This window comes from Thalassobacillus cyri (genome assembly GCF_900107755.1).
Taxonomy (GTDB): domain Bacteria; phylum Bacillota; class Bacilli; order Bacillales; family Halobacillaceae; genus Thalassobacillus; species Thalassobacillus cyri.
In genome coordinates, this window is record NZ_FNQR01000002.1 from 322078 (window position 1) to 339059 (window position 16982).

Annotated in this window: 15 protein-coding genes; 7 read left to right on the forward strand and 8 right to left on the reverse strand. The window is 44.4% G+C overall.

Annotated elements, in window-relative coordinates; translation table 11 throughout:
* Positions 1-99 precede the first annotated feature (99 nt).
* On the forward strand, positions 100-1533 hold the full coding sequence (locus BLV00_RS03825) for a PAS domain S-box protein (protein WP_093042569.1): 1434 nt from the start codon (positions 100-102) through the stop codon (positions 1531-1533).
* Between the two features lie 84 nt (positions 1534-1617).
* On the opposite strand, the gene BLV00_RS03830 is transcribed toward BLV00_RS03825, so the two are convergent.
* Positions 1618-1797 (reverse strand): small acid-soluble spore protein H, encoded by a 180-nt coding sequence (locus tag BLV00_RS03830; protein WP_093042571.1) that lies wholly within the window; start codon positions 1795-1797, stop codon positions 1618-1620.
* A 197-nt stretch (positions 1798-1994) separates the two neighbouring features.
* On the opposite strand from BLV00_RS03830, the gene hutP reads away from it, so the two are divergent.
* Both hutP and hutH read left to right on the forward strand, forming a co-directional pair.
* On the forward strand, positions 1995-2432 hold the full coding sequence (gene hutP, locus BLV00_RS03835) for a histidine utilization transcription antiterminator HutP (protein WP_093042573.1): 438 nt from the start codon (positions 1995-1997) through the stop codon (positions 2430-2432).
* Between the two features lie 96 nt (positions 2433-2528).
* Positions 2529-4046, forward strand: coding sequence for a histidine ammonia-lyase (hutH, locus tag BLV00_RS03840; protein ID WP_093042575.1), 1518 nt, complete (start codon positions 2529-2531; stop codon positions 4044-4046).
* Positions 4047-4095: 49 nt separating this feature from the next.
* On the opposite strand, the gene BLV00_RS03845 is transcribed toward hutH, so the two are convergent.
* Together BLV00_RS03845 and adh are read right to left on the reverse strand one after the other, a co-directional pair.
* Positions 4096-4464, reverse strand: coding sequence for a DUF779 domain-containing protein (locus BLV00_RS03845; protein ID WP_093042577.1), 369 nt, complete (start codon positions 4462-4464; stop codon positions 4096-4098).
* 33 nt (positions 4465-4497) lie between these two features.
* The gene (gene adh, locus BLV00_RS03850; protein ID WP_093042579.1) at positions 4498-6018 is read right to left on the reverse strand and encodes an aldehyde dehydrogenase; all 1521 of its coding nucleotides are present in this window, start codon (positions 6016-6018) and stop codon (positions 4498-4500) included.
* Positions 6019-6346: 328 nt separating this feature from the next.
* Between adh and BLV00_RS03855 the strand changes: the two genes are divergently transcribed.
* Positions 6347-7072, forward strand: a complete 726-nt coding sequence (locus tag BLV00_RS03855; protein WP_093042581.1) for a gamma-glutamyl-gamma-aminobutyrate hydrolase family protein — start codon at positions 6347-6349, stop codon at positions 7070-7072.
* Between the two features lie 105 nt (positions 7073-7177).
* Here BLV00_RS03855 and BLV00_RS03860 read toward each other — a convergent pair whose 3' ends face one another.
* The 4 genes from BLV00_RS03860 to BLV00_RS03875 form a co-directional block, all read right to left on the reverse strand.
* A complete protein-coding gene (locus BLV00_RS03860; protein ID WP_093042583.1) occupies positions 7178-8854 on the reverse strand; it encodes a M4 family metallopeptidase in 1677 nt (558 codons plus the stop codon).
* A gap of 107 nt (positions 8855-8961) precedes the next feature.
* Positions 8962-9900 carry a PD-(D/E)XK nuclease family protein gene (locus tag BLV00_RS03865; RefSeq protein ID WP_093042585.1) on the reverse strand — a complete coding sequence of 313 codons (939 nt, stop codon included), beginning with the start codon at positions 9898-9900 and terminating at the stop codon, positions 8962-8964.
* Positions 9901-10238: 338 nt separating this feature from the next.
* Positions 10239-10667: a BrxA/BrxB family bacilliredoxin gene (locus BLV00_RS03870; protein ID WP_093042587.1), complete on the reverse strand. Its 429-nt coding sequence runs from the start codon at positions 10665-10667 to the stop codon at positions 10239-10241.
* Positions 10668-10757: 90 nt separating this feature from the next.
* A complete protein-coding gene (locus tag BLV00_RS03875; RefSeq protein ID WP_093042589.1) occupies positions 10758-11909 on the reverse strand; it encodes a conserved virulence factor C family protein in 1152 nt (383 codons plus the stop codon).
* A 144-nt stretch (positions 11910-12053) separates the two neighbouring features.
* On the opposite strand from BLV00_RS03875, the gene thiD reads away from it, so the two are divergent.
* From thiD to argH, 3 genes are all read left to right on the forward strand, one after another.
* The gene (gene thiD, locus BLV00_RS03880; RefSeq protein WP_093042591.1) at positions 12054-12857 is read left to right on the forward strand and encodes a bifunctional hydroxymethylpyrimidine kinase/phosphomethylpyrimidine kinase; all 804 of its coding nucleotides are present in this window, start codon (positions 12054-12056) and stop codon (positions 12855-12857) included.
* A 166-nt stretch (positions 12858-13023) separates the two neighbouring features.
* A complete protein-coding gene (locus BLV00_RS03885) occupies positions 13024-14283 on the forward strand; it encodes an argininosuccinate synthase (protein ID WP_093042593.1) in 1260 nt (419 codons plus the stop codon).
* Positions 14280-15704 (forward strand): argininosuccinate lyase, encoded by a 1425-nt coding sequence (gene argH / locus BLV00_RS03890; RefSeq protein WP_093042595.1) that lies wholly within the window; start codon positions 14280-14282, stop codon positions 15702-15704. Before BLV00_RS03885 ends, argH begins: the two co-directional genes overlap by 4 nt.
* 243 nt (positions 15705-15947) lie before the next feature.
* Here the strand turns inward: argH and BLV00_RS03895 are convergent, their stop codons facing one another.
* Entirely contained in the window at positions 15948-16937 is a 990-nt protein-coding gene (locus BLV00_RS03895) for an ABC transporter substrate-binding protein (protein ID WP_093042597.1), read from the reverse strand.
* Positions 16938-16982: the final 45 nt, after the last annotated feature.

Consider the following 16982-nt stretch of genomic DNA (forward strand, 5'->3'; position numbering starts at 1 on the left):
TTATTAAAAAATCCGTGTGAGTTTTTTACTATTCTTACAGGAATTTCATAACGAATCGTTTATAATGAGGATAATACATTTTATAAGGGGTTTCTTCTCATGTTGGATAATATAGAAACACAAGGGGCATTCATGAATGCTTTTAACCAGGCATTCATAGGTATGGCAATTGTAAATATGGATGGAAACTTTATGATGGTAAATCGATCGTTCTGTAAGATATTGGGCTTTACGGAAGAAGAAATCTTGCAAAAGAATGTTATGGATTTGACACCGCCTGAGGATTTTAAACTGGTTGCTACTCAATTCCAGCGGCTGGTGGAGGAAGATATAGAAGCTTTTGAAATAGTAAAGCGTTGTTATAAAAATAATGGTGGAATGATATGGGGACGGCTCAGTATTTCTATCTACCAGGATGAATCGCAGGAATCTCATCTGATCATCCAGCTACAGGATGTCACCGAACGGAAGCTGGAAGAAGAAGAGCTGATGGTACGTGAAAGAGAATTCCGTAAATTGGTAGAAGGTGCTCCTGATGCGATGGCAATTCATGACGAAGAGCAGATCTTATATATCAATCAGGTAGCTACAGAGACATTAGGGGTCAAGGCGGAAGACGTCATCGGTAAGCCATTGTCCGATTTTATTTTAAAAGAAGACTGGTTATGGTATCGGGAAAAATTAGTCGAAGCTTTAGAAAATGGGGAAGTGAACGGGATTTTTGATATTCGACTTGTCTTACCTTCCGGGGAAACGATAGATGTTTCGAGTACTGGATCAATCATTGAATACCATGGAAGAAAAGCGATGCAAGCCGTTTTCCGGAATAATTCAGCACAAAAAGAGTTTGAAATGAAAAGCAACTATTTGCTGCAGCAATATGAAAAGATGAATCTTGTCGGTGAACTCGCAGCGGGTATTGCCCATGAAATCAAAAACCCATTGACGATATTGAAAGGGTTCATTCAATTACTCGACATCAGTAAGCATAAGCGTGAGCATACGCAATATGAAAGCCTTATGTTCTCAGAGATAGATCGCATCCACCTGATGGTCAATGAATTTCTTACGTTGGCCAAGCCTTCTGAAGAAGATATGAAGCCTATTGATCTCCATGTCGCCCTCAAACAGACGATCAGTTTGATGCATGCCCATGCAGTAAATAATAAGGTTACGATTCAATTTGAGGAGAACACCTCCTTACCTTTGGTGCATGGGATTGAAAATAAATTGAAACAAGCATTTATAAATATTATAAAAAATGCCATTGAAGCGATGCATGAAGGCGGACGTCTTCGTATCATAATGGATCAATGTAAGGACGGAATGAAAATAAGCTTTGCGGATGAAGGGTGCGGGATGACAGAAGAAGAGCTAAGGAAAATCACCACCCCATTTTTCACTACGAAATCGGATGGAACCGGTCTTGGAATGATGATTACAAATAACATCGTGGAAAGTCACAACGGGAAATTGCAAGTTGAAAGTAAAATGGGAGCAGGTACAACCATATCAATCGCCTTTCCTTTATAACAAGTCAGTAGAAAAAGCGGGTGCCCTTCAGGAGCACCCGCTTTTTTTATCCCATCAGCTTAACACCTTTAGTGGTCGCTGTGTTTACTGTTCCTGCAACCCTCGTAGACCTACTTCCATTTCTTCCTCTGGATTATCTAATGGATAAATTCTTGCAGTTTCATTTTTTTCATCAACATGCTGAATGTAAATCGGCACGCCATTATATGTGACGTCGATCATATTAGGTGCTTCTGTTATTTCTTTTGCTCGATGTGTTTGCATAATGCCACCTCCACGTATTTCTCATTAGTTTGATTACCTGATGGAAATTTATGCAGATGTGAATAATCTCACCAATCGTTTAACACGCTACCTTACTAAAATTTCCAAATAGTGATTGACAGACATTTTAGAAAACGATTACAATTAAAGTAGCTATTAGTGACTAGAAAAGTTTACAAAAGAAATTTGGTGTACCTATGAGTCAACGGGTGAAAATCGGTAAGTTAGCTGTGCTGCTTGCAACGCTTGATGAGGAGGAGCTTGCCCCTTTTGAAAAACAATTGGAGGATGTGGAGTTTTGCCTCGGCCGTGCCGGGTCGATGAACATGCAAAAAGTGATTTCGGCTGTAGAAACGGCTGCAAAACGTCAGCAAATCATATCCGAGGAAGTATACCGGGAAACGCATTCACTTTACCATGCTATCCTGGAAGCATTAGAGGGGGTAACCAGAGGGCAGATAGCCATCGGTGATATGATGCGTACAGTTGGTTTGAAGTTCGCTGTGGTCAGGGGTAAACCTTATGACCGTAATGGAGAAGGGGAATGGATTGCCGTTGCTTTTTACGGTACGATCGGAGCACCTGTGAAAGGGCTCGAGCACGAAACAATGGGTTTAGGAATCAATCATATATAAGAACGTTGCCTAAAGTGATCAGTTGATAGGAGGCGACATTGGCTTTCATATGCCATTGTCGTCTCCTTTTTCATTTTCAAAAGAGGAGTGAGGATGATGGTGGAGTTAAATGGAAAATCATTAACTATAAGTGATATCAAGCGTGTCTGCATAGATGGAGAAGAAGTCAGCATTTCAGAAGATAGTATGAAAGCTGTCCGTAAAGGGCGGAAGGCTGTCGAAAAAATTGTCGAGGAACACCGCACGGTTTATGGGATCAACACTGGTTTTGGAAAATTCAGTGATGTATCGATTGGGGAAGGGGACGTCAATGAGCTGCAGCTGCACTTGATACGATCGCATGCCTGTGGCGTGGGAGAGCCATTTCCGGAAGTCGTATCACGTGCCATGGTATTGCTGCGGTTGAATACACTGCTAAAAGGGTTTTCAGGTGTGAGAGAAGTAGTGGTGAAGCGGCTGTGCCAGCTCGTGAACGAAAAAGTTCATCCTGTCATCCCGAGTCAGGGATCACTTGGTGCTTCAGGGGATTTAGCACCGCTGTCTCACTTGGCGCTTGTATTGATTGGTGAAGGGCGCGTCTATTTTCAAGGAAAAAAAATGCCTGCTGCAGAGGCACTGTATACAATCGGATTGGCGCCAATAAAGCTTAAAGCGAAGGAAGGGCTTGCCCTCATCAATGGTACGCAGGCGATGACCGCGATGGGAGCGATCAATATCATTGAAGCGGAACGACTGGCTATGCAAAGTGAATGGATTGCAGCCATGACGATGGAGGGGCTGCATGGCATCATTGATGCCTTCCACCCGGCCATTCATGAAGCGCGAGGTTATCGTGAGCAGGTGGACGTTGCTGCGAGAATGAGAAGGCTGCTGGGTGATAGTAATTTGACCACAAGGCAAGGGGAGAAAAGGGTGCAGGATGCTTATTCGATACGGTGTATCCCACAAGTCCATGGGGCTTCCTGGCAGAGTCTCGACTATGTGCATGACAAGTTGGAGACCGAAGCGAATGCGGCGACAGATAATCCATTGATTTTTGAAGATGGAGAAGTGGTCGTTTCAGGAGGTAATTTTCATGGGCAGCCGATTGCACTGGCAATGGATTTCATGAAAGTAGCTGTGGCGGAACTGGCGAATATCTCTGAACGCAGGATTGAGCGGCTTGTGAATCCACAGTTGAATGACCTGCCGCCATTTTTAAGTCCGAATCCTGGCCTGCAATCCGGAGCGATGATCATGCAATATGCAGCTGCATCGCTCGTTTCGGAAAACAAAACACTTGCCCATCCGGCAAGCGTCGATTCGATTCCTTCTTCTGCTAATCAGGAAGATCATGTAAGTATGGGAACAATCGCTGCGCGTCATGCGTATCAGATCATCGCTAATTTACGCCGTGTCCTTGCGGTTGAACTGATTTGCGCTATGCAGGCGGTCGAACACCGGGGAGTGGAACACATGGCTGCTGCAACCAGAGAATTGTATGAGGATGTAAGGACGTTCATTCCATCGATTGAGGAAGACCGAGTGTTTGCTAATGATATCGAACGCCTGGCTACCTGGTTAAAAGAGGGCGACTTTGTCTGGGATTTAACCTCTCAAACCGTTGCTAATTAAAGGCTAAAAGAAAACAGGCAAGCTGCTATCAGCTTGCCTGTTCTTTATGCTAGAGCGCTCCTTCTGATTTAAGTTCCTGGTATTCCTCATCTGTAAAAGCGCGGGAGCGGCTCAGAAACCTTTTACCTTCCACACCTTCCAGTGAAAACATACCTCCACGGCCATCAACCACATCAATAATTAACTGTGTGTGTTTCCAGTATTCATATTGTTGCTTGTTGATGTAAAATGGCGTGTCGCCAATTTTACCAAGCAGTACATCCTGAGCTCCGATAATCAGATCACCATCTGGATAACACATCGGAGAACTGCCATCACAGCAGCCACCCGATTGATGGAACATTAGCGGACCGTGTTTTTCCTTCAGTTTTTCGATCAGCTGGAGAGCGGAATCTGTTGCCACTACGCGCTCAACCATCGTATTCACGCTCCTTTTCAAAATCGCTTGATTTTAGAAAAAGCCAAGTTTCTTTGGGCTGTAGCTGACCAGCAGGTTTTTCGTTTGCTGATAATGACTGAGCATCATCTTATGGTTTTCACGACCGACACCTGACATCTTATAACCCCCGAAAGCTGCATGAGCAGGATAGGCATGGTAGCAGTTGGTCCATACCCGGCCAGCTTCAATACCACGGCCGAAACGGTAGGCAGTATTCATATCTCTTGACCAGACACCAGCACCAAGTCCATACAAGGTGTCGTTCGCAATTTCCATTGCTTCGTCCTGGTCTTTGAACGTTGTTACAGAAAGCACCGGACCGAAGATTTCTTCCTGGAAAATACGCATCTTGTTGTTTCCTTTGAATACGGTCGGCTGGATATAGTACCCTTCTGCTAAATCGCCTTCCAGTTTATTGCGCTCACCGCCAACGAGGCATTCCGCTCCTTCTTCCTTACCAATCTGCAGATAGGATTGGATTTTTTCCATCTGTTCAGAAGAAGCCTGGGCACCCATAGCCACTTCCGGGTCAAGCGGGTTGCCGATTTTAATTTGTTTGACCCGCTCAATTGCACGCTCCATGAATTCATCATAAATGGACTCCTGAATCAATGCGCGGGAAGGGCAGGTACAAACCTCACCCTGGTTAAGAGCGAACATGACCAACCCTTCAATTGCTTTATCAAAGAAATCATCATCTTCACGCATGATATCCTCGAAGAAAATATTCGGTGATTTACCGCCAAGCTCAAGCGTAACAGGAATGATGTTCTGGGAGGCATATTGCATAATCATACGGCCTGTCGTCGTTTCACCGGTAAAGGCGACTTTGTTGATACGTGGGTTCGAGGCAAGCGGTTTACCGGCCTCCAAACCGAACCCGTTTACAATATTTACAACCCCTGGTGGAAGCAGGTCTTCAATCATTTCAAAGAAATACAGGATGGACACCGGCGTTTGCTCTGCCGGCTTAAGTACAACAGCGTTTCCAGCGGCTAAAGCAGGTGCCAGCTTCCAAGTAGCCATCAATAACGGGAAGTTCCATGGAATGATTTGTCCTACGACACCTAACGGCTCATGGAAATGGTAAGCCACCGTGTCTCCGTCGATTTCACCAATCGATCCTTCCTGGGAACGAATGACGGAAGCGAAGTAACGGAAGTGGTCTACAGCAAGTGGGATATCAGCATTCAATGTCTCGCGTACGGCTTTACCGTTTTCCCATGTTTCAGCTACCGCAAGCTTTTCGAGATTTTCCTCCATGCGGTCAGCGATCCGGTTGAGGATCAGTGAACGCTCTGTTACTGAGGTCTTTCCCCAGGAATCCTTCGCTGCGTGGGCAGCATCCAGCGCTAACTCTACGTCTTCTTCTGTCGATCTGGCGACCTCGCAGAAAGCTTGTCCAGTTACTGGTGTGACATTCTCAAAATATTGTCCTTTAACTGGTGCTGTCCATTTACCCCCTATGTAGTTATCATACTTTTTTTTGAATTCTACTATCGATCCTTCTGTGTTAGGAAATGCATAAACCATCTTAATTGATTCCTCCATTTCACCTTGTGTTTAATTGCAAACGCTTACATAGACATGCGCTAAACCTGCTAGTTTAGGATAAAACGAGAGTATCATTTTATCAGAATATTGTCAATTATTAGTATTGATTGAACAAATACAAAGCAAGAGAATAGACAAAGAGTGCATTAACAGGCTCAATCGCAACATATCTGCAACCATTTCTTAATATAAAAATGGTTTGTCTTAAAAAAGAAGCGGTAATATGGTAAAGACCAATGGAATGGCGAATAATGGAACCTTTAATATGACGTGAAATAATTTTTAATGAATTAGAGGAGTGTAAGATATGGAAAAAATTATAGGTGTAGGTGCAGGAATAAGCCGTGATGAAGGTGGGCCATTTCCAGGATACCGCCGTTACTTTGCGAATGAGGATTATATTGAAGCAGTATATGCCTCGGGGGGATTGCCTTTTATTCTTCCTGTACTTGATTCGGAAGATGCCATAAAAAGGCAGGTTGAAAGCATTGATGGGCTATTACTGACTGGGGGGAATGATGTCAATCCCCTTAAGTATGGGGAAGAGCCGGTATTGATGGAGCACCCGCCTTACCCTGAAAGAGATAATGCTGAATTATTATTAGTAAAAGAAACGGTAAGACAGGAAAAACCGGTGCTGGGATTCTGTCGGGGAATCCATATATTAAACGTAGCTTTTGGTGGAACGCTATATCAGGATATCTCTCATAAAGATGGGGAAACCATCGAGCATAATCAATATTCCAATGGCAATATGGTTTCGCATACCATTACGTTTGATCAAGAAAGCCGATTCTATGATATATTTGGAGAAGAATTTCAGGTCAACTCTTTCCATCACCAAGCGGTAAAAGATGTGGCCGATGGCTTTCGGGCAACCGCTGAGGCTAAGGATGGAATCGTAGAGGTAATAGAAAAAAAGGATAAAGATAACTTTGTAACAGGTATACAATTTCACCCGGAATTGTTTGAAGCAGACCATGAACGGATGCGTAAAGTGTTTGATATATTCGTTTCGTATGCAGGGAAGTAAGCGAAAGAAAACTACTCTGACAGAACAGGTTAACTATCACAACATAAAAGCCCACTTATCATGGCCTAGTTCCATGATAAGTGGGCTTTAGAGTGAAAAGCAGTTCTATTCTGTAATTCCGACTTGAGTAAGACCATCTTCTGTAGCAATCGCTTCTATACTGGCTTCACCGTATAAATCTATTGCGGATTGGATCAATGCTTGTCTTGCCTGGCTGAAGTTCGTATCAGGAGTGAAATAAACAGTGAGAGCACGATAATAGATTTGTCCCAGTTTTTCTTTGCCGATCTGTTCACCTGTGTAATAAGCGGCATGGTTGATAATCGAAGAGTTGATGTGTACTCCGCCATTATCAAGGTCTCTCGGAAGATCATAATACTCATCCATGTGGGAAGGGTACATACCACTGCCATCCCCGTATGGAGCATACCTGGACCCAACTGGATACTTACTAGGATCACTCAGGCTCCGGAGTGAGGTTCTGCCCGATTCCTTAGCAGCTTCTGCCATGATATCTTCCCCGACTTCCCAATCCTCTTCATCAACCAGGGCCCCAAAAATATCTGCGAAAGCTTCGTTCAAGGCTCCGGATTGGAATTGATATTTCAATCCTCCGGAATGACTGATGACCCCATGAGTCATTTCGTGAGCGGCAACATCAAGACCAGCAGATAATGGGACGAAAAATTCGCCGTCTCCATCCCCATAAGTCATTTGGTGTCCGTTCCAGAATGCATTGTTATAATCTTTACCGAAATGGACACTGGATTTGATTGCCATGCCTTCCCCGTCAATCGAATTGCGATCATGTTCTTCCAGATAATACTCATATACTTTTTCTGAATTGTAATGGGCATCTACCGCAGGCTCATCGTACTCCGCTTTCCATGCCGATCCTACCTTCGAATGTACTTCACCTGGAAGCCCTCCCCATTGATGGGCGAGATCATAAGTATAGATACCGTCTAAACCGTCATGGGAGTTGTCCTGAAGGTAAAACTTCGTTCCATCCCCAGTCCTTTCATTTTTGTGAGAAACATGCAACTTACGATGATCTCCTAAGACACCGGTTCCGGATCCTTCCGCCGGCAGGTAGCCATCGGCATGCATCAATGCATTATATTGGTCAATGACCTTTCCGGTTTCTGCATCTACGTATACATACCAGTTACCCGGCTCTTCACTAAGGAAATTGACATTTACTTTATGAGCAAGGTAGCTCTTATCACCGAAAGGAAAAATGACTAGCTCGCTGGATGGTGCATAGTCAAGTTTCTCGGGAGCGTTTACAGCTTGTTTAGCTGCAGCTAATGCTTGTTCCTGAGATATAGCAGGTTCGGTAGTCACCTCTGCATTTTCAACAGAAGTATTGAACTCTCCATTTACTGAAGTAATGGCATTGTTCTGATTGTAATGGACAATCACTTCGCTTCCTTCTACTGGAATCCCGTTTTTACTTTGTTGAAAACGAACATGTGTCATGCCCAATTCGTCTTTCTCTGTCTTCTTTTCTAGTAAGCTCGCTTTTGGGTTTTTGATTTTATATTTACTGGTATTTTTTTCTAAATGCTCAAGAGCATTAGCAGCATTGCTGGCCTTTTGCTTTACCGCTTGCTTTTCGATGACGAATAAAGGCTTGTTTCCATTGTTGAGGCCCTGTTTTTCTGCAATCGCTTCTGTAGAGGCTTCACTATGTACAGCTTCCGAAGGGAGGGGGGCTATCGTTCCAGCGAACACCGTAGTCGATAAAACCAATACTGGTAATAATAGTTTTTTATTCAAAAAAATTCCTCCTCGAGATAGTTTAATACTAATTATAAAAGAGAGAAGGAATAAAAGTCAGAATATTTTTAACTATTTTTATGATACAGAAGTCCTGATCTATGATTCTATGTTCTGAAACAGAATTCCTGGTAGTTACACCTGGCACATTTTCGCTCTTCCTGATACATCGGAAATTGGTTGATATCAACGGGTTCATTTTTTTCGACATCAACCAGGTACTTGGACATTTCCTGGATACTCATTCCAAAAAGATTTTGAACATTGACCAAGTCAGCTGAATTCAATGCATGTTCTTTATGGTAGCCTTCCAGCAGGTACTCATTGCGTATAACGATTTTATCCAGGGAATCTATGTTATAGCGCTGCTTTAAATAGAGGGCGTATAGCGCCAGCTGATTCCGGTCTTCTGCAGATGCTTTACCGGTTTTCCAATCGACGATGACCCACTTATCTTCTATTAGGTCACGATAGACAAGGTCCATGACAATATATATTTTGACATCCCCGACCATCATATAACGAAAGTCTTCCGATTCGACAAAACGGATATTCTCCGGAGATTGTATATCCTGGAATGTTTGGCTGGTCAAAAAGTTGTTCATCGCTGTACCAAGCCGTTTTTGAATTTTAGCTATTTTATCTTCAGGAAGCCTATCATGCTGGCTATAATAGATTTCATGAAGCATCGTATAATGTTTCGGCTTATCATGCCATAGATGCTCCCGGCGTGTTGAATCTATGAAACCTTCATTTAGCTGCTGGCGGATGCGTTCGATCAACTTCTGTTCAGAAGGGACCTGCCTCGTTTCCAAATAATATTGAATGACTTGGTAGATGGTATCGTGAACAATACTTCCGAACAGCATTTCGAGGTTGGTCAATTTTTTCAGCCGGTACGTGTGACGTGCCAGGGAATCAGCATCCCGGAGCCAGCCGTTATGGGAAGCATAATAGTCGTAGCCATATTTTCTGGGACATTCGAGCAGAGTTTTGTGGCGGGAAATAGACCAGGATAATTCTGGATGGGGTTTTATTTCGAACATGGAATCACTCCGAATATGTAATTAGAGGGGCACGGCGGCCCCTCTTCAGCGTATCAGCTGCATGATAACAATATATACTCCTACCAGGAGCATCCCGATGGTACCTGGTCATATCGGTGGAAATTTTGGCTTGCCGCCGCTATTCCCCTTTTGACCATCATCGGTCTTGGAAATTTGTCAGGAGCCCTGGTAACAATGCTTTTTGTTCTCTTCGCTCAAGAAAAACCCCTCCTCGCAATATACCTATAATGGTATATCGAGAGAGGGGGATTGTCAATTGCCTGGGTGCGGTCATCCGATGATATTATTCGCAAAATAAATGGGGGTTGCGCAACAATTCAGCAATGCTTGTCGTAAGCGTTTGTCAAGTTGTCGACGATTTCTTCTACTTCGAAGTCTTCGATGTCTTCCCGCGGAATGAAGTGGACGACTTTTCCATCTTTCATTAGTGCCATGGATGGAGAGGATGGTTCCAGTCCTTCGAAATGTTCACGCATGCGTGCTGTTGCTTCACGGTCCTGACCTGCGAAAACAGTGGCAAGGTGTTCTGGTGTTTTTTCAAAGGCTAACGACTCTCGTGCTGCCGGACGGGCAAGACCTGCTGCGCACCCGCAAACGGAATTGACAATAACCAGTGCTGTTCCTTTTGTATGAGCTACAAATTCATCTACTTCCTCAGGAGTCGTCAGTTCCTTGAAACCTGCGTTTGTCAGTTCATCACGCATCGGCTTTGCCATTTGTTTCATATATTCTTCATAAGCATTCATGTTAAATCCTCCTTAAATGATAAATGTAATTATTTGTTTTGCTGTTAATGCCGTAAAAGCGTAATAACTTTATCTTCTTATTATATAAAATTAATTGTTTTTTCGGGCTTCTGTCATTTGGTGCCAGACGGAGCCTTTTGCTTCTTCGCCGCCCTGGATTCGCTGCAGCGCCATTTTCACCTGCATGCGTACTTCGAATTCCGAGTCATTAATGGCTTCTTCCAAAGCTGGAATTGCCGTTTCGTCTCCGATTTCATACAAAAACATCGCCGCCCGCCAGCGCACAAGTTTATTTGGGTCAGATAGGGAAGCGATCATTTCAGGCATCGCTTCTTTGAAGCCTAAATCGGATAAGCAGTCACCAGCGGTTCGCCGTACCGTGACTGACTTGTCCTGCAACGCCTGGTACAGGTAAGGAAGGACTTCTGGCTCTTCAATCATACCAAGGTAGGCAGTCGCCAGGCGACGGATAGAACCTTTTTCATCTCGAAGTGCTTTTTCCAATACTGGAAGGTCTTCATAGGACGGATTCATCCGGTCGAGAGCCGCATATCGTACTTTCCAGTCAGTTGCATCAAGGCTTTCCAGAATATCCGCTTGCTTGTCACGGCTTGGTGTTTCGACCTTTTCTTCGGCTCCTTCTTCAAAAGCCCGTTCCACCAGGGCATCCAAACGTGCTTGATCATAGCTGGCAGCCAGTTCCTCTGCGACTTCCTGTCCGATTTCCTCCATATCGCCGTAACGAGGGTTCTGTTCAACCCATTTTCGTTCCATGACCATGTTAGGGGAAGCTGGAGAAGCTTTCATCGCTGCATTTTTGAATATTTCCGGGAGTCCGACACGTTTCTCTTCATTACCATCATCAAGCTTCACTTGCATCGGTATGCCTCGGAACATCTGCACGAAGACTTTTACTTCGCCGAATGCTTCTTCTGTTGGAGCAGCTTGCTGCCGGGTATTTTCCTGAACCTCATTTTCTTCCTTGGTACCCAGTGCTTCCCTTACCCGGGGCAGCGCATCTTCCCACGAAGCGCGTGGATTTCTATCCAGCGCGATAAAATCCATGACATGGTAAAGACTTTTAACGCCTTCGATAGTGAGAAGGTCTTTTATATGATCTGGTGCTTCCTGTAGATCATCACCTTGCTTGAAATTGTAGGTGTCGCCTGCCGGGAGCTCTTCATCTAAATTTATTTTCATCGAATTGGGACTCGGCGTCGGTTCAATCGACACAATTTTCATATCATCTATGTCCCCCTTTTTTCTTTAATATAATGTTGATTTTAACAGAGATTGGCGCTGCTATCCATTACCGGAACCTCTCCATTGGTTTCTAACAGAAGGCGTAGTATGATAATGAAAAAATGAGAAGAAAGGATTTTCACTATGACTATCGCTCGGACACTGACGATCGCTGGGTCAGCCGCACAAGGGAGTGCAGGGCTCCAGGCAGATTTGAAAACCTTCCAGGAACGGGAAGTGTATGGCATGAGTGCCGTAACAGCAATCGTTGCTAATAATTCCAGAACAGAACAGGGGATATTCACTCAACCGCTTGAGGCGATTGAGGCGCAGATATACGCGGCATTCGAGCATGTAGGGGTTGATGCGCTGAAAACCGGTATGCTATTTACTAAAGAAATTATTGAGCATGTCACTGCTATATTAAAGGAAGTCGGCGTGAGTAACATTGTAGTGGATCCGGTCATGATTGGGAAAATGGGATCGCAATTACTGAAGGATGATGCCATTAACACGATAAAAGGTCATCTTTTTCCAATTGCTGAGCTTATCACGCCTAATACCATGGAAGCCGCTAAGATTTTAGGATGGGATAGTATCGAAACCATTGAAGATATGTACCAGGCTGTAAAAGAGCTGCATCAACTAGGACCGGGCTATGTACTGGTCAAAGGCGGGGCTCTCGCTGATTACCCGGCAGTGGATGTTTTATATGATGGAGAAAAATTTACGGAATATCGTTCGGAACGAGTCGATACTATCCATACAAGCGGAGCAGGGTGTACGTATGCTGCAGCAATTACGGCTGAACTGGCTAAAGGGAACTCGATAGAGGATGCGGTCGGCCTGGCGAAAGAATTTGTAACCGAAGCGATCCGTTATGCCCTTTCTTTCGAGCGGGGGATCGGATCTACCAATCATGCTGCCTATCGGGATAAAAATAAGTAGATTTAATTTAGCGCGCAGAACCCTGTTATTGCGCGCTTTTTTTATGCCATAAAAAAAGTTTTTGAAAAAAATCACGTTTAACTGTTGAATTAATATACTTAATAATGCATAATAATTCATATCTTAAAAGAACGAGGAAAACAACAGCAAAGGGGAGCTGACACTCATGGAAAAACCAAAAGTAGTATTAGCATATTCAGGTGGATTAGATACTTCGGTAGCGGTGAAATGGCTGCAGGATAAATATAATTATGAGGTTATCGCTGTCGGATTGGACATAGGGGAAGGGAAAGACCTTGATTTTGTAAAAGAAAAAGCGTTGAATGTGGGAGCATTGAAATCTTATACGGTAGACGCAAAGGCTTTATTTGCAGAAGATTACCTGCTTCCAGCATTGAAAGCGAATGTCATGTATGAAGGACAGTACCCACTGGTATCTGCGTTGTCGCGTCCATTGATAGCGAAAGTTCTTGTTGAAATTGCTGAAAAAGAGGGGGCAGTCGCCGTCGCTCACGGCTGCACAGGAAAAGGGAATGACCAGGTCAGATTCGATGTAGCCATCACTGCATTGAATCCTGAATTGGAAATCGTCGCCCCAGTCAGAGAATGGGCAATGTCCAGGGATGAAGAGATCGCATACGCGAAAGAACATGGTATTCCGGTACCTGTTGATGTCGACAACCCGTACAGCATCGACCAGAACATGTGGGGAAGAAGTAACGAATGCGGCGTACTGGAAGATCCTTGGGCACAGCCTCCGGCAGAAGCTTATGATTTAACGACTGCCCCGGAAAATGCACCGGATGAACCGGAAGAATTGGAGATCACTTTTGTAAAGGGTATGCCTGTCGCTATCAACGGCGAACAGCAGCCATTGGAAGATTTGATTCTGAACTTGAACCAGATTGCTGGTAAGCATGGGGTCGGACGTATCGACCATGTAGAGAATCGTCTTGTCGGCATCAAATCAAGAGAAATCTATGAAACTCCTGCCGCAACGACATTGATCACGTCCCATCAGGCATTAGAATCATTGACACTCCCTCGCGAAGTTGCCCAGTTCAAGCCGATCGTGGAACAAAAATTCGCTCAAATGGTTTATGAGGGCTTATGGTATTCTCCATTGATGGACGGCTTAAAAGCATTCATCGAAGAGACCCAGACCCACGTCTCCGGCGTAGTGAAGGTGAAGTTGTACAAAGGCCAGGCGCAGGTGATCGGACGTAAATCCGACTTCTCTCTATATGACTTCAATCTGGCCACTTACAATCCGGATGACGCTTTCGATCATGAAGCGGCACTTGGTTTCATCAAACTATGGGGATTGCCGACAAAAGTCCATGCATCCGTGACACAGGGGGAAAAAATTACAGGAAGCTCTTTAGATAAAGTCAAATTAGATCTGAAAGAGGCGGTTAAGTCGTGACTAAATTATGGGGAGGTCGTTTCACGAAAGCGACCAATCAACTCGTAGAAGAATATACAGCATCGATCAATTTTGATCGCAAGCTTGCCCGTTACGATATCATCGGAAGTATGGCTCATGTAGATATGCTCGCTTCCTGTGGGATTCTCACCCACCAGGAAGCGGCTATCATCATTGAAGGCCTGAATAAAGTCGATTATAAAATCGAGTGCGGCAAGGTGGAGCTGGATGTCGGGCATGAAGACATCCATATGAACGTCGAGCAGCTTTTGAGCAAGGAAATCGGTCCGCTTAGCGGCAAGCTTCATACCGGAAGAAGTCGTAACGATCAGGTGGCCCTTGATATGCGTCTCTACCTGCGTGAGGTTGTTGTCGATATGGTCGAGCAGCTTGTCCAATTGCAGCAAGCCTTGCTTACCCAGGCGAAAACCAATGTCGATACAATCCTTCCGGGCTATACGCATCTACAGCGGGCACAGCCCGTTTCGTTCGCCCACCATATGATGGCCTATGTCTTCATGTTCCAGCGTGATGTCGAGCGCTTGCAGGACAGCTTCAAGCGGATCAACCAGATGCCCCTTGGTGCTGGAGCCCTTGCAGGCACGACCTTCCCGATTGACCGTCAGCAAGTAGCTGATAAGCTGCAATTCGACGGTCTATGTGAAAACAGCCTGGACGCCGTCAGTGACCGTGATTTTGTTATTGAATTTTTGTCGAACACATCGATGATTTCCATGCACCTGTCCCGGTTATCCGAGGAGCTTGTCCAATGGTCGAGCACGGAATTCGATTTCATTGAACTTGATGATGCTTTTTGTACGGGAAGCAGTATGATGCCTCAGAAGAAAAATCCTGATGTGCCAGAGCTTGTCCGCGGAAAAACGGGCAGGGTATATGGCAATCTGATTGGTATGCTGACAACACTGAAGTCGCTGCCACTCGCTTATAACAAAGATATGCAGGAAGATAAAGAAGGTATGTTCGACACTGCTGAAACCTTGAAAGGGGCATTGGCATTGTTTGCCCCGATGATCGAAACGATGCAGGTCAACAAAGAGGCAATGTATAAAGCCGTTGCTGAAGATTATTCCAACGCGACCGATCTTGCTGATTACCTGGTAGGGAAGAATGTACCCTTTCGTGAAGCCCATGCCGTAGTCGGGCAGGTAGTGCTTCACTGTATCAATAAAGGCTGTTATCTTCTCGACTTATCATTGGAAGAATTCCATCAATTCTCAGACGCTATTGAAGAAGATATCTATGAAGCTCTCACACCTGCATCTGTCGTGGAAGCCCGGAATGTTGCCGGCGGACCGGCGAAGAACCGCGTGCAGGAACAGATTCTAAGTGCCGAACAGTCGATTACAGCCAGCTTAAGCTGGGTCCAGTCCTTGCAGTCTGCAGTCAAGCTCGATGGCTGACTGTGAAGGTTGTCTAGTATTCGAGTGATTTGTCTAGTTAATTTCAAGAAGTGTCTAGTAAAATCACCTTTTGTCTAACAAAATCACGAATAATGTCTAGTATCTTTTCGAAGTTGTCCAGTAAACTCATACTGGCGTCTAGAACTAACAAGGATTGTCTAGTAAAACCGCTCTATACGCTAGGGCGGTTTTTGTTATTACATAAAGGAAGGCTGCCCACCAGGACAGCCCTTTTATCAGATATTATTTTTCTTCTTCCAGGAATACTTTTTCCAAGTCGTCTACCATCTTATTTGCAGCAATATATCCTCCTGCTGTATTCCAGATTGCATCACTTACTTCGTGGACATTCCCTTGCTTAACGACCTCAAGATTCTGGAATAGTGGGTCATTCAGCCATTCTTCTTTTACTTTATTTGCTGCTCCATCTCCAGTTTCATACGTGAAATGGAAGAGGACGTCTCCATCCATGGCTGGGATACGTTCTTTTGTTGCTTTTTCCATAAAATCATTTGCCTGCTGGGATTCAGGTCGTTTAAAGCCAATTTGATCCAGGATAACCCCTGAGAAGGAATCCTTGTGATAAATACGGACATGGTCAGGCATGAAACGGACGACAGATACTTTCTGGTTCAGTTTATCTCCAGCCTTATTTGCGAAATCTTCCAGCCTTTGGTCATATTCGGCAATCAATTGCTTCCCTTTGTCTTCCTTATTCAACGCTTTCGAATAGGTCATGAAGTTCGTCTGCCATTCTCCGCGTAATGTTTCAGCAAAAACGGTAGGGGCAATTTTGCTAAGCTTGTCGTAAATATCTTCCTGGCGCATTTTGTTACCAATGATCAGGTCAGGCTTCAATTCCAGGATTTTTTCTATGTTGACGTTTGATTCATCACCGACAACCTCAACGCCTTCCATTTGGTCACTGATGTGGTCATACCAAGGATCGCCTGTCCAGGATTTAACGGCACCGACTGGCTTGACTCCAAGTGCCAGCAAAGCTTCCGTACCTTCGTTCGTAAGTATAACAACACGCTCCGGTTTCTTTTCAATTGTAGTTTCGCCCATCGCATGTTCTATGGTATATGGTTCAAAATTCCCCGTGCTTTCGCTTCCCTCGTTATTATTGCTTTGATTTTCTTTCGCATCTTCGTTAGAAGACCCTCCGCAAGCTGCTAAAACAAGAGATAAAACCAACATTAACATAAATGCAGGTAAGTATTTCCTAAACATACCTTCCACTCCCTAATTGATTATGATTATCATTCACAATTAGTA